The sequence below is a fragment of the Paraburkholderia sp. MM5496-R1 genome (assembly GCF_050436205.1).
GTDB classification, from domain to species: Bacteria; Pseudomonadota; Gammaproteobacteria; order Burkholderiales; family Burkholderiaceae; genus Paraburkholderia; species Paraburkholderia tuberum.
In genome coordinates, this window is record NZ_JBNDLT010000002.1 from 2,681,980 (window position 1) to 2,695,646 (window position 13,667).

13 protein-coding genes are annotated in these 13,667 nt (G+C 66.5%); 8 read left to right on the forward strand and 5 right to left on the reverse strand.

From position 1 onward, the window contains the following. The first annotated feature begins 46 nt into the window (after window positions 1–46). The 7 genes from OKW38_RS19295 (at window position 47) to OKW38_RS19325 (ending at window position 9,352) form a co-directional block, all read left to right on the forward strand. The gene (locus tag OKW38_RS19295; protein WP_184065972.1) at window positions 47–592 is read left to right on the forward strand and encodes a DUF2844 domain-containing protein; all 546 of its coding nucleotides are present in this window, start codon (window positions 47–49) and stop codon (window positions 590–592) included. 14 nt (window positions 593–606) lie between these two features. Then, window positions 607–1,929 (forward strand): DUF3443 domain-containing protein, encoded by a 1,323-nt coding sequence (locus OKW38_RS19300; RefSeq protein WP_429362719.1) that lies wholly within the window; start codon window positions 607–609, stop codon window positions 1,927–1,929. A gap of 175 nt (window positions 1,930–2,104) precedes the next feature. Beyond that, the gene (gene flhB, locus OKW38_RS19305) at window positions 2,105–3,340 is read left to right on the forward strand and encodes a flagellar biosynthesis protein FlhB (RefSeq protein ID WP_429335467.1); all 1,236 of its coding nucleotides are present in this window, start codon (window positions 2,105–2,107) and stop codon (window positions 3,338–3,340) included. Further along, the gene (flhA, locus tag OKW38_RS19310; RefSeq protein WP_090802492.1) at window positions 3,337–5,439 is read left to right on the forward strand and encodes a flagellar biosynthesis protein FlhA; all 2,103 of its coding nucleotides are present in this window, start codon (window positions 3,337–3,339) and stop codon (window positions 5,437–5,439) included. Before flhB ends, flhA begins: the two co-directional genes overlap by 4 nt. A 246-nt stretch (window positions 5,440–5,685) precedes the next feature. Next, a complete protein-coding gene (gene flhF, locus OKW38_RS19315) occupies window positions 5,686–7,725 on the forward strand; it encodes a flagellar biosynthesis protein FlhF (RefSeq protein WP_429362721.1) in 2,040 nt (679 codons plus the stop codon). After that, the gene (locus tag OKW38_RS19320) at window positions 7,718–8,587 is read left to right on the forward strand and encodes a MinD/ParA family ATP-binding protein (RefSeq protein WP_429335465.1); all 870 of its coding nucleotides are present in this window, start codon (window positions 7,718–7,720) and stop codon (window positions 8,585–8,587) included. The genes flhF and OKW38_RS19320 overlap by 8 nt, the downstream gene beginning before the upstream one ends. A gap of 30 nt (window positions 8,588–8,617) precedes the next feature. Further along, window positions 8,618–9,352, forward strand: coding sequence for an RNA polymerase sigma factor FliA (locus OKW38_RS19325; protein ID WP_429335464.1), 735 nt, complete (start codon window positions 8,618–8,620; stop codon window positions 9,350–9,352). Window positions 9,353–9,445: 93 nt separating this feature from the next. Here OKW38_RS19325 and OKW38_RS19330 read toward each other — a convergent pair whose 3' ends face one another. From OKW38_RS19330 to flgA, 5 genes are all read right to left on the reverse strand, one after another. After that, window positions 9,446–9,856 carry a type II toxin-antitoxin system HicB family antitoxin gene (locus tag OKW38_RS19330; protein WP_090802498.1) on the reverse strand — a complete coding sequence of 137 codons (411 nt, stop codon included), beginning with the start codon at window positions 9,854–9,856 and terminating at the stop codon, window positions 9,446–9,448. Further along, window positions 9,853–10,035 carry a type II toxin-antitoxin system HicA family toxin gene (locus tag OKW38_RS19335; RefSeq protein WP_013090886.1) on the reverse strand — a complete coding sequence of 61 codons (183 nt, stop codon included), beginning with the start codon at window positions 10,033–10,035 and terminating at the stop codon, window positions 9,853–9,855. The genes OKW38_RS19330 and OKW38_RS19335 overlap by 4 nt, the downstream gene beginning before the upstream one ends. 290 nt (window positions 10,036–10,325) lie before the next feature. Beyond that, a complete protein-coding gene (locus OKW38_RS19340) occupies window positions 10,326–10,772 on the reverse strand; it encodes a flagella synthesis protein FlgN (protein ID WP_018418771.1) in 447 nt (148 codons plus the stop codon). A gap of 94 nt (window positions 10,773–10,866) precedes the next feature. Beyond that, entirely contained in the window at window positions 10,867–11,226 is a 360-nt protein-coding gene (gene flgM / locus OKW38_RS19345) for a flagellar biosynthesis anti-sigma factor FlgM (protein ID WP_090802502.1), read from the reverse strand. Between the two features lie 177 nt (window positions 11,227–11,403). Beyond that, the gene (gene flgA / locus OKW38_RS19350; protein WP_429362723.1) at window positions 11,404–12,879 is read right to left on the reverse strand and encodes a flagellar basal body P-ring formation chaperone FlgA; all 1,476 of its coding nucleotides are present in this window, start codon (window positions 12,877–12,879) and stop codon (window positions 11,404–11,406) included. A 218-nt stretch (window positions 12,880–13,097) separates the two neighbouring features. Between flgA and flgB the strand changes: the two genes are divergently transcribed. Further along, the gene (gene flgB, locus OKW38_RS19355; protein ID WP_090802505.1) at window positions 13,098–13,598 is read left to right on the forward strand and encodes a flagellar basal body rod protein FlgB; all 501 of its coding nucleotides are present in this window, start codon (window positions 13,098–13,100) and stop codon (window positions 13,596–13,598) included. Window positions 13,599–13,667: the final 69 nt, after the last annotated feature.

The window sequence follows — 13,667 nt, forward strand, 5'->3', positions numbered from 1 at the left end:
CTTCGCGCAGTCGGCGAAGCGTGCCGCGGCTCGGGAGGAGCTTCTCATGTGGAGTCGTATTGGTCGCGCCGGAGTCACGGCGCTCGTATTACCATGTTCGTTACTGGCCCTGACGGCCGCGCAATCCGCCCATGCGGCGCTGGGCAGCGCGCCGCTTACCCCCCCGTCCGACGCGTCGGTGTCCTCCCGCGTGGTGCAGCCCGCCAGCGGCACATCGCAAAGTGTCATGCGTTCTGAATCGAGCGCGGCGTCTTCCACATCTTCCACACCCGCTTCCTACACGGTACGCGAGACCACGTTCGGCAACGGCACCGTGGTGCGCGAATACCTGAGCACGAGCGGCGCGGTATTCGGCATTTCGTGGCATGGTCCGCAAATGCCCGATCTCAGTGATCTGCTCGGCAGTTATTTCCCGCAGTACGTGGCCGGCGTGAAGGCCGTGCGGGCCGCGCGCGGCAACGCGCGGGGGCCGGTCGCCGTCGACGAGAGCGGGCTGGTGGTGCGTTCGGGCGGCCACATGGGCGCGTTCAGCGGCGTCGCGTGGCTGCCCTCCGCGCTGCCGGCCGGCGTCAGCGGTTCCGACATCCAGTAACGGCGAGGACCACGATGCGAACCATGCTCACGACCGCGAACATCAAAAGCTGGATGCAGGCCGCGCTTGCCGTGCTGCTCACGGCGACGCTCGTCGCCTGCGGCGGAGGCGGAGGCGGCGGTAGCGACAACAACTCCAGTTCCAACAATGGCGGCAACACCTCGAACGGACTGAACGGCGGTTCGCTGCCGGCCAGCCCGACCCAGCAGCCGATCTCCGCGAATGCGTCGAACACGGTGCCGATCACGGTCGGCCGGGGCGTGGCCGGTGTCATCAACATCCCGACCGTCAGCGTGAGGATCTGCGCGCCAGGCTCGACCAGCAACTGTCAGACCATCGACAATATCCAGGTCGACACTGGCTCGTTCGGCCTGCGCGTGGTCAGTTCAGTGCTCAATTCGACGCTGCTCGGCGCGCTGCCGGTCAGTACGATCGGCAGCAACGGCGCGCAGCTCGCCGAGTGCGCGACCTTCGCGGACGGTTACACGTGGGGCTCGGTGCGTACCGCGATCGTGACGCTCGGCGGCGAAACGACGACCGGCAGCATCCCGCTGCAGATCATCGGCGACAAGGCCGCGAGCACGGTACCAAGCGGCTGCGGCAGCGGCCCGGCCGAAAACACGGCCGCCGATCTGGGCGCGAACGGCATCCTCGGCATCGGCACCGCGCTGACCGATTGCGGCGCAACCTGCGCGAACACGACGACCGCGGCGACCTACAGCAACTACTTCGCCTGTCCGAACGGCACGTCGTGCACGCGCACCGCGGTGCCGATTCCGCAACAGATCGCCAATCCGGTCGCGAACTTCCCGCTCGACAACAACGGCGTGATCGTACAGATGGCACCGGTGTCGAACACCGGGCAGGCATCGGCGACCGGCACGCTGGTGTTCGGCATCGGCACGCAGGGGAACAACCCGCTTGCCGCTGCGCAGGTGTTCACGACCGACCCATACGGCGACCTCAACAACAGCACCTTCAACGGCACGACCGTCCAGGCGTTCCTCGATTCCGGCTCGAACGCCTATTTCTTCGGCGATAGCACGCTCACGCTGTGCGGCAGCCAGTTCGCGGGCTTCTATTGCCCGTCGTCGGCGCAAACCCGCACGGTCACGCTGGTCGGGTCGAACAACGTATCGGCGGTCGCGAGCATCGGCATCGTGAACGCGCAGACGCTGTTCGCCAACGGCGGCAACTATGCGTTCAACACGCTCGCCGGCCAGATCGGCGGCAGCGCCAGCTTCGACCTCGGTCTGCCGTACTTCTTCGGCCGCTACGTGTACTACCACCTCGATCAGACCGCGAGCGGCGGTCCCTCCCCCTTCGTCGGCTACTGAAGCCGCACGTCGATCCAATGCCGGACGGCTTGCGTGACAGACGCGCGAGCCGTCCGCTCATCCTTCGAAATACCCCCGTTTCTCCGCCCTTATCCGCCGATCGGCGCTTGCGTCGAGCAGGAATAATCGCTGTCACTGGAAAGAGGCGCCGTGCCTCGGCCGACTGGAGAGCTTTGTGGCAGAGGACAGCGACCTCGAAAAAACCGAATCCGCCACCCCTCGGCGCCTGCAGAAGGCGCGCGAGGAGGGGCAGATCGTGCGTTCGCGGGAGCTGTCGACCTTCGCGCTGCTCGCGGCCGGGTTCTACGGCGTATGGGGCATGTCGGGCAGCATCGGCGAGCATTTGCAGAACATGCTGCGTGCGTCGCTCACCTTCAACCACGCGAGCGCGTTCGACACCAGCCGCATGCTGATCGGCGCGGGCACAGCGGGTCGCGAAGGACTCTACGCGCTCGTGCCGATACTCGGCGTCACCGGACTTGCCGCGCTGCTCGCACCGATGGCGCTGGGCGGCTGGCAACTGTCCGCGAAAGGGTTCGAGCCCAAGTTCAACCGGCTGAACCCGATCGAGGGCCTCGGCCGCATATTTTCGATCAACGGACCGATCCAGCTCGGCATGTCGCTCGCGAAGACGCTGGTGGTGGGGTTGATCGGCGGCACGGCGATCTGGAATCGCCACGAGCAATTCCTCGCGCTCGCGACGCAGCCGCTCAATCTCGCGCTCGCCAACTCCGTGCATCTGATCGCGGTGTGCTGCGGCATGACGGTGGCCGGCATGTTCGCGGTGGCCGCGCTCGACGTGCCGTACCAGCTGTGGTCGTTCCACAAGAAGCTGCGCATGACGAAGGAAGAAGTGAAGCGTGAGCATCGCGAGAGCGAAGGCGATCCGCACATCAAGGGCAAGATTCGCCAGCAGCAGCGCGCGATCGCGCGGCGCCGCATGATGGCGCAAGTGCCGAAGGCCGACGTGGTCGTGACCAACCCGACCCACTTCGCGGTCGCGCTGCAGTACACGGACGGCGAGATGCGCGCGCCGAAGGTGGTCGCGAAGGGCGTGAACCTCGTGGCCGCGCGGATTCGCGAGATCGCCACCGAAAACAACGTGCCGCTGCTCGAAGCGCCGCCGCTCGCGCGTGCGCTCTATCACAACGTCGATCTGAATCGCGAGATTCCGGGGCCGCTCTATGGCGCGGTCGCGGAAGTGCTCGCGTGGGTCTATCAGCTGCGCCGCTTCAAGGCTGAAGGCGGCGACGTGCCGGTCGCGCCGACCGAACTCGACGTGCCGCCCGAACTCGACAAGGGCGGCGTATCGGACGAGGACGCCGCCGAGGAAGCCGCCAACACGCTGAACCCGGCCGACGACAACGCCAACGACGCCACTAGCGACGACAACAACGGAGCCTCCGCATGAACGCTCGCGCCGGTTTCCTCGCCCGACGCTCGGATGCGCTGAGTAGCACCAACCTGCGCGCCCTCGCCGGGCCGGTGCTGATCTGCATGATCCTCGGCATGATGATTCTGCCGTTGCCGCCGTTCCTGCTGGATCTGCTGTTCACGTTCAACATCGCCCTGTCGGTGATGGTGCTGCTCGTCAGCATGTACACGATGAAGCCGCTCGACTTCGCCGCGTTCCCGAGCGTGCTGCTGTTCTCGACGCTGCTGCGGCTGTCGCTGAACGTCGCCTCGACGCGGGTCGTGCTGCTCGAAGGCCATACCGGTCCCGATGCGGCCGGTCAGGTGATCGAGTCGTTCGGCCACTTCCTCGTGGGCGGCAACTTCGCGGTTGGTATCGTCGTGTTCGTGATCCTGATGGTGATCAACTTCATGGTGATCACGAAGGGCGCGGGGCGGATCGCCGAAGTGTCCGCGCGCTTCACGCTCGACGCGATGCCCGGCAAGCAGATGGCGATCGACGCCGATCTGAACGCCGGCCTCATCAACGAAGAGCAGGCTCGCACGCGGCGCAAGGAGATCTCCCAGGAAGCCGAGTTCTACGGCTCGATGGACGGTGCGAGCAAGTTCGTGCGAGGCGATGCGGTCGCCGGCCTCCTGATCATGGTGATCAACATCATCGGCGGGCTGATCGTCGGGATGGTCCAGCACGACATGAGTTTTGCCGCGGCGGGCAAGAACTACACGCTGCTGACGATCGGCGACGGCCTCGTCGCGCAGATTCCGTCGCTGGTGATTTCGACGGCGGCAGGCGTGATCGTCTCGCGCGTCGCGACCAACGAGGACATCGGCACGCAGCTGACCGGCCAGCTGTTCACGAACCCGCGCGTGCTGATGATCACCGGCTGCATTCTCGTGCTGATGGGCCTGATCCCGGGCATGCCGCACTTCGCGTTCCTGATTCTCGGCGGCGGCCTGATCCAGCTCGGCCGCACGATGAAGAAGCGCACCGAGGAGCGCAAGAACGCACCGGCGCTCGTCGACGTCGCGCCGGCCGCGCTGGCGCCGATCGAAAACGCCGAGGCGAGCTGGGACGACGTGACGATGATCGACACGCTCGGCCTCGAAGTCGGCTACCGGCTGATTCCGCTCGTCGACAAGAACTCGGACGGCGAGCTGCTCAAGCGGATCAAGAGCATCCGCAAGAAGTTCGCGCAGGAAATCGGCTTCTTGCCGCCGGTCATTCATATCCGCGACAACCTCGAATTGCGGCCGAACGGCTATCGGATCGCGTTGAAGGGCGTCGAGGTCGGCTCGGGCGAGGCGTATCCGGGCCAGTGGCTCGCGATCAACCCGGGCCAGGTATCGGCCGCGCTGCCGGGCACGCCGACCCAGGACCCGGCGTTCGGCCTGCCCGCCATCTGGATCGACACGAATCTGCGCGAACAGGCGCAGGTATACGGCTACACGGTCGTCGATTCGAGCACGGTGGTCGCGACGCACCTGAATCACCTCGTCGTCACGCACGCCTCGGAGCTGCTCGGCCGCCGCGAGGTGCAGTCGCTGGTCGAGCGGATGCAGAAGGACACGGCGTCGCTCGTCGACGATCTGGTGCCGAAGATGCTGCCGCTCACCACGCTGCAAAAGGTGCTGCAGAACCTGCTCGAAGAAGGCGTGCCGATTCGCGACATGCGCACGATCCTCGAAGCGCTCGCCGAACACGCGACCAAGCTCACCGACCCGCACGACCTCACCGCCGCGGTGCGGCTCGCGCTGGGCCGCGCGATCACGCAGCAGTGGTTCCCCGGGACCGCCGACATGCAGGTGATGGGCCTAGACGCGAACCTCGAACGGGTGCTGTCGCAGGCGCTATCGACCGGACCGAACCCGGGCCTCGAACCGGGTCTCGCGAACACGCTGCTCACCGAAACGCAGAAAGCGATGACGCGTCAGCAGAACCTTGGCCTCGCTCCGGTGCTGCTGGTGCAGCACGCACTGCGGCCGATGCTCGCGCGCTTCCTGCGCCGCAGCCTGCCGCAGCTGAAGGTGCTCTCGTATGCGGAAGTGCCCGATACGCGCAACGTCAAGGTGGTCAATCTGATCGGCGCGCACGGCTGACGAAGGTCGCTCGCCCGCGGCTGTCGATACAACGAACCGGCGCTCCAATGGGGCGCCGGTTTGCGTTTGCACGGCTCCCCCAGGCTCGTCGAACGATGCGTCTGCCGTGTGTCCATCGCGCGAATTACCCACCTTTAACGGTCTTTATCCATCGATCGTCGCCCGACGCCTTTCGCAATAATTGATCGCAATGGGAAACGGTGTATCGCCGGTCCGTCAGTCCGTATACCTCATCGGGGGTCCAGCTTGAACATTCGTAAATTTGTCGGTGCTACCAGTCGCGATGCGTTGCGTCTCGTTCGCGAAGCACTTGGCCCCGATGCGGTCGTGCTGTCGAATCGCACGATGGACGACGGCAGCGTCGAAATCGTCGCGCTCGCCGATAGCGACCTCGCCGCGATCACGCCGAAAGCGCGCGAAGGCGCGCAGGCCGCGGCGCTCGGCACGGGCTCAGGTGCGGCATCGACGCTGGCCCCGCGCGGCTTGTTCGCGGCGCCGACGAATCCGTACGCGAGCGCAATGCCGGACGTGTTTTCGTCGGTGTTCGGCGCGAGCCCGGAAGCGGGTGGTGAAGCGACGCCGGCGATCGAGCCGGCGAATGCGGCTGCGGATTTCATGGCCGGCTCGGTGAACAGGACGACGCTCAATTCGGCGCTCAGCCAGGCGCTCAGCATGTCCGCGAATCAAGCAGCGTCGGCCGCCGCGTTGCCCGGCAATTCGCCAATCGGCCCGGCGATGCCGGGCACGAGCGGCGCGTCCGCGGCCATCGCGACAGGCCCCGCGCCCGCCGTGAGCCAGTCGGCGTCCAGCGCGGCCACATCGTTCAACGCACCGGCCACGCCCGCCGCTGCCGCCGCGCCTTCCGGCGCGAGCGCCCGCGCCGCGGCCGCGCGCCTGTCGAAAGACATCCGCGCGGATGTGCTGAAAGCTGCCGGCGTGCCGGTACCGCCGGCTATCGCATCGAACGAAGCCGCCGCGCCGCGCACGATGGCCGAGTCGAATCCGTGGCTCATCGATCACGCGCGCCGCCTCGCAGCCGAGCAGCAGCAACAGAGCGGCCAATACAGCGCGCGTCCCGCCGCGATGACGCCCGCCGTCGCGACCGCCAAAGGCCTCGGCAGCGCGGTCGACGCGCGGCCGGCCGCCGTGCCGCCGGTGATCGACACGCCCGACTGGGCGCGCGAAGCCGCCGAAGCCGCTGCGCGCCGCGCCGCGCAGAAGATCGCGCCCGTGCCTTCCGCTACTGACGAAAGCCGCACGCCGTCCGCCGTCGCCGAAGCGATCAAGGGGCGCATGGAGCAGGTCGTCAAGGACACCGTGATGAACGAGCTGTCGTCGATGCGCGACATGATGGAAGAGCACTTCGCGGGTCTGCTGTGGGGCGATCGACAGCGGCGCAGTCCCGCACGCGCAGCGCTCACCAAGCACCTGTTCGCCGCCGGCTTTTCCGCGCAGCTCGTGCAGATGCTGGTCGACAACCTGCCCGAAGAGGTCGACACGATGGACGGCGGCATGGACTGGGTGCGCTCGGTGCTCGAGTCGAACCTGCCGGTGATGGAGGACGAAGACGCGCTGATGGAGCGCGGCGGCGTGTTCGCGCTGATGGGGCCGACCGGCGTCGGCAAGACGACGACCACCGCGAAGCTCGCAGCGCGCTGCGTGATGCGCTTCGGCGCGAGCAAGGTGGCGCTGCTGACGACCGACAGCTACCGCATCGGCGGTCATGAACAGCTGCGCATCTTCGGCAAGATTCTCGGCGTTTCGGTGCATGCGGTGAAGGACAGCGCCGATCTGCAGCTCGCGCTCTCGGAGTTGCGCAACAAGCACATCGTGCTGATCGATACGATCGGTATGAGCCAGCGCGACCGGCTCGTGTCCGATCAGATCGCGATGCTAAGCCGCGCCGGCCAGCCGGTGCAGCGTCTGTTGCTGCTCAACGCGACGAGCCACGGCGACACGTTGAACGAAGTCGTGCAGGCGTATCAGCGCGCGCCGGACCAGCAGCCGCTCGCCGGCTGCATTCTGACCAAGCTCGACGAAGCGACCAACCTCGGCGGCGTGCTCGATACGGTGATCCGCTACAAGCTGCCGGTGCATTACGTATCGACCGGACAGAAGGTGCCGGAGAACCTTTACGTCGCGACGAAGAAATTCCTGATCAAGAGCACCTTCTGCATTCCGCGCGACAGCTCGCCGTTCGTGCCGCACGACGACGACATCCCCGCTTTGCTGTCCTCGCTGTCCGCGCGTTCGACGGCCGAGCTGCACGAGGTTCGCTTTGGATAAGTTCGTTTCGGATCAAGCCGAAGGGTTGCGGCGGCTGCTCGGGCGCGGCGGCGCGCGCGTGATCGCGTTGGCGGGTGCGTCGTCGGGCGTCGGTAATACGACCGTGGCGGTCAACCTCGCCGCGGCGCTCGCACAGCAGGGCAAGGACGTGCTGGTGATCGACGAATGCGTCGGTGAGAAATCGGTGAGCGCGATGCTTGGCGGCTTGCGCGGCGCGGGTAACTTCGCGGCGGTGATGCGCGGCGAGAGCCCGGTCGATTTCGCCGCCGCGCGTCACGCGCTCGGTTTTTCGGTGCTGTCCGCCTCGCGCAACAACCGCGAGGGGCATACGGAGGCCGAACTCGGTGTGCTGCTCGGCGGCTCGGCCGATATCGTGCTGATCGACGCGCAGCTCGACGACGAAGGGCATCTGTCGCCGCTCGCCAGGCAGGCGCATGACGTGATGGTCGTCGCGCGCATGTCGGGCGAGGCGATCACCGAGGCCTATGCGTGCATCAAGCGTTTGCATTACGCGCACGCGATCGCGCAGTTGCGCGTGCTCGCGAATCACGTGCAAAGCGCCAACGACGCGCAGGCCGCGTTCGCGAATCTCGCCGGCGTGGCCGGCCGTTACCTGAGCGTCGCGTTGGAAAGCGCCGGCTGCATTGCGGCCGACGTGCGCATCGCACGGGCACTCGAGCTGTCGCGCTGCGTGGTCGACGCGTTTCCGTCGACACCGGCCGCCCGCGACTTCCGCCATCTCGCCGCCGAATTGCAGTACTGGCCGATGCGGCCAGCGATGTCGTCGCAAACGCCCTGGCGGGCGCCTGCGACAGTTACAGCGGCGCACCACGCCGACCAACCGTCCGCGCATCACGCTTGAAAGGCGTGCACGAAGGACAAGGGGAGCACGATGTACAACGCTCAGGGAAAGATTTCTCAGGCCGAAGTTTTGACGAAGTACGCACCGCTCGTGCGTCGACTCGGCTTGCAGCTTGTCGCGAAAATGCCGGCGAGCGTCGATCTCGACGACCTGATCCAGGCCGGCATGATCGGTTTGCTGGATGCCGCCGGCCGCTACAAGGAAGACCAGGGCGCGCAGTTCGAGACCTATGCCAGCCAGCGGATTCGCGGCGCGATGCTCGACGAGCTGCGCAGCAACGACTGGCTGCCGCGCAGCCTGCGCCGCACGTCGCGCGAAGTGGAATCCGCGGTGCACAAGGTGGAGCAGAACCTCGGCCGCTCGGCGAGCGAGGCGGAGGTCGCCGAGCACCTGCAAATGCCCCTCGACGAATATCAGTCGATGCTGCAGGACCTGCATGGCAGCCAGCTGATCTACTACGAAGACTTCGACCGCTCCGCCGACGACGAACCTTTTCTGGACCGCTACTGCGTCGATCATTCCGATCCGCTCTCGGCGCTGCTCGACGACAGCCTGCGCTCGGCGCTCGTCGAAGCGATCGACCGCTTGCCGGAGCGCGAGAAGTTGCTGATGTCGCTGTACTACGAGCGCGGCATGAATCTGCGCGAGATCGGCGCGGTGATGGAAGTCAGCGAATCGCGCGTGTGCCAGTTGCATAGCCAGGCCGTGGCACGCCTGCGCGCCCGACTGCGCGAAATGGCCTGGGCGAACGCCGAAGCGAACTGACGCCACCGCGGCGCCGGACGCCGTTTTTCAAACGCCGCCTTCAGATGCGGCGGTGCGCCGATGCCGATGCGCGCCTGTGCCGCCTACCGTTGCTCAGGCGTTCGCCATCTCATGCTCGGCGGCGAGCGCGAGAAACGCCGAGCGCGACATACCGCGCGCCTGCGCATACGCGTCGATCTCCTGCACCAGCACCTCGGGCAGCGAGATGTTGATGCGAACCGCCTTCTTCAACGCCGGAATATTGCGCGTCGTCACGAAACCCCATGTGAACCCCGCGAACTCGGGATTGCGCCGATGCTCGCCTAGCGTGAGAGGCTCGGGCAGCGGCAGTCCTTCGTCGAGCAAGGTTTCGAGATGCGATTCGATTGCCTCTTTCGCGTTCACATACGCTTGTTCGAGCGTGTCGCCCGCGGAGTAGCAGCCTGGAATATCGGGCACCACGACGCCGAACGCGTGCGTGTTGTCTCCGGGTTCGATGGCGATCGGAAAGATCAGATGCTTCATTTGAGCCCCGCCTGTTTCAGAATGCTGTTCAGGGTGCCGGCCGGCAAATCTTTTTTCGGATGCGGGACGGTCACGAGCCCCCGTTTTCCCGCGTGCCTGAAATGATGGTGACTGCCCGCTATGCGGACGAGCTGCCAGCCATTCGCTTGAATCAATTTGACGACCTCGGCACTGTTCATACATCATACCCTCCATTATACACACGCCTACACAAACTAACGGGCAAACAAGCTTCCGCCCGTCGAATTGCGGCTGCGTCGAAGCCGCGGCGTTGGCGAAAGCTCGAACGAAGTCACCATTTCAACGTGACGAGGTGGACTAGCGCCAGCTAGCCGAACGGCTAACGCAGCGCGGAACGGACAGGGAAGTGGGTGGACAAGCGGCGGCGGAAAACGAAAAAGCCCGTCGATGACGGGCTTTTTCATTCATTTCGTAGATTGCTCGATTGCAGGCCGGGCAGGCGGGCCGATCAAAGTCCCGAATAAGCCGGAACTCGCCCGTCCGGCCCGTACAGATTCGTCTTGCGCGGCACGTTGACCTGCAGCGCCTTTAGCGCGCGCTCGTTGTAGTCCATCCGCACGCGGATCAGCTCGCCGTTGTTGGTGTTGACGCGCCGCGCGCGATCCGCGGCTTTCTGCAGCAGCTTCCATTGCGTCGCGACGCGCGCGTCGGTGCTGGCCGCGAGCTCCATGCCGGACCAGCCAGTCGGAAAGCCGAGTTCGGCCAGATGCGAGTCGCGCGCGGCTTCGAGCCTCGCGAGCACGCCGATCAGTTCGGTTTTTTTCTCGACGATCGCCGGCAACTGCTCCAGCGGCGAGACCGCCGTCAGCGCTTTGGTTTCGAGAGTGAGGATCGAGGCGAATGCCTCAACGGTCGAATATTCTTCGATCAGGGTAGCAACGAGGGCGTCTTTCATATCAACAACTCGCTACGCACACTGGCTCGCGAACGGCGCGCGAACCGGGTTGGTCGGACGCCGCCCGGCAGATCACCGCGCGGCGAAATGCCGATCAGTTGCCGGTCGACGAGGTTTTGTTCTGCAACAGGTCGCGCGCCGTCTGCAGCACGCCGTCGGCGATCTTGCCGGAGTCGATCTGCAGCTTGCCGTCCTTGATCGCCTGTTTGATCGACTCGACGTGCGCGGTGTCGATGTCGGCCGAGCCGGAGGCCGCGAGGCTGCGCAGATGCTGCGACAGACCCGACAGGCTCACGCTCGTTTCGCCCGACGCGCTGCTCGCGGCCGGCGCGGCCGTGCTCGTCGCGCCCTGGGTGGTGCTGGCTGCCGGCGTGGCTTCGTCGCTCTGTTGCGAACGGGACAAAGCGTCTTTCAACGACGGCAGATTTGAAGAGGTGGTGGGATCGACTTTCACGATTGGCTTCCCTAACGATTTGATCCTGATAACGGCAACCGCTGATCAAAACTTTAGCGCAATCGCTCGACACCCGGCTCGCCGCCAGGTGGCCACCTACCCCTTGCAATCCCCGTCCGTCTGCCCTGGCCACCGGGGCGCCGACCGTTTCGACGGTGCTCGTTGCCGCCAGCCCGCTCACATCGGGATCTCCACCGTGCCGCCGTCCTTGACGATGCCGGAGATGATCTGGCCGTTGGCGGTCTTCACGCGCACCTGCTGGCCCGGCGACGCGTTGTTCATCGCGCTGCCCTCGGACGAGATCGAGAAACCGTCGCCGGCCGCGATGACCCGCACGGTCTGGCCGAACACCACCGCCGACGCGCTCTTCAGCATGTCGCGGCGCAGCGGCATGCCGCCCGCGATCCGCGCGAGCGAGACCGAGCCGACCGCCTGCGACGGGTCGGTGACGATCGCTTGCGGCAGGCCGGTCAGGTCGCCTTCGCGCGCGACGAGGTCGGCGGCCGTGAGCACTTCGCCCGGCGCCATCGCGCGGGCGGCGAGGTAGTAGGTCGCATGCAGCGAGATGCGCGCCTGCAGATAGATGGTCCACGGCCGCTCGCCCGCGCAGCGCACGCCGACCGTCAGCCGGCCCCACAGGCGCGCGCCGGTCGGCATGAACGGTTCGAGCGACGCGCACGCGGCGAGGCCGCGCGGAAACGCGGACGCGACAGTGATGTCGGCCTTGCCGGGCAGGCCGACGGCCTGCTGTTGCAGGAACGCGAGCGCGCTGGCGTGAATCGCTTCCGGGTCCTGCTGGCCAGGCAGCGGCGCGGCTTGCGCAGCCGTCGCGGCGGTAGCGGTCTGCGGCGTTCTCTGTGCAATGACGGCCGCCGCTTGGCGCGAGCCAGGCGACGTCGCGGGTGTTCTCGCGATCCCGGGATGCGCCGGCTGCGCCGCAGCGGCCGCGATCGGCTTGCCATTCGCGCCGAACTCGGGCGGCTCGCCGCGCGCGGCGAGACTGTCGAAACCGTCGCCTTGCGGCGCACTGGCCGCGACCACGCGCTGATTCGCGACGCTGGCGGCCGGGCCCACTTCGACATTGACGCGCGCGACGCCTGACGCCCCAGTGCTGGCCGCCGGCGGAATCGTCACGACGCCGTTGGCGTCCGGTTTGAAGTTGGTGCGGATGATGGCCGGCGCGGCGGCAGCGGGCTCGCCCGCGCCCGGAATGACGATCGCGCCGCTTGCGCTCGCGGCGCGCCCGAACGTATCGGTGTCGCGCGACCCGCTCGCGCGGCCGAGCGACTGTGCGGTCGCCGCCGAGAGCGACGCCGCCGACGCGCTGCGCTGCGCCGGCGTCTGAATCCGTTGCGCGAGATCGTTCAGCGCGGCGGGATTTTTCTCGGCGGGCCCGGCAATCACGATCGGGCCGCCCGCATCCTGCGCCTGGGTCGTAGCCGGCAGCAACACGATGCCGCCCGCAACCCATACCGCGACGTTGACGGCCGCCCGCGTCAGGCAATCCGCAAGGCAACGCGAGAAAGAGCGCGGCACCGGCTGGGCGAGCGCGCCCTCCGAACCATCGCCCCGTTCATCGACCCGGCCACCCCCCACGCGACGCATCGTCGTGCCGCTCGCCGGCTGCGGCAAGGTGTTGGTGGGCTGGTCCATCGCGGGTCTCCATCGAATGCATCGGTACGCCTTGCATTCTAGTGAGCCCCGCTTTCGCGCAAACGTTGAATAGAAGCCCCCTTTCCCGGTTATTCGTCCGATTGCCGCTTGCGCGCGGCCCATAAGATGCATCACATGCAAAAAGGCCTTCGCGCCCGCCGCGTGTCTCTCACGATGCGCACACGGGACGGCCTTGGAAACGTTCTCGGGAGATTCCGATGCTGGACAAGCTCGATGCCGAATTCGCATTCGGCCGGCAGGCGATGGATGTGCGCGCATACCGGCAGGAACTGCTGTCGTCGAATATCGCGAACGCCGACACGCCCGGCTACAAGGCGCGCGATATCGACTTCGCGTCGTCGCTCGCCGGCGCGCTGAAGAAGACGGGCGGCAGCACGGCGGGCCAAGGCGCATCGAACAGCTCGACGCTCGCGATGACGCAACCCGCGGGCGTGACGAGCGGCATGTCGATGAACACGACCGAGGCCGGCCACATGAGCGGCAAGGCCACGCTGACGGCGACGGGCGGCAGCCCCGACGATTACGGCAACCTGCAATACCGGATTCCGCTGCAGCCGGCGCTCGACGGCAACACGGTCGACGTCGACACCGAGCGCGTGCAGTTCGCCGACAACACGGTGCACTTCGAGTCGGGTATGACGGTGGTGTCGAACCAGATCAAGACGATGCTGTCGGCGATCACGTCGGGCTCGTCGTAAGCCGGGCAAGAGCACGGCACCCAGGCAGGGCGCATAGCAGCTGAACACAGGCAGCATGCACGCACGAAC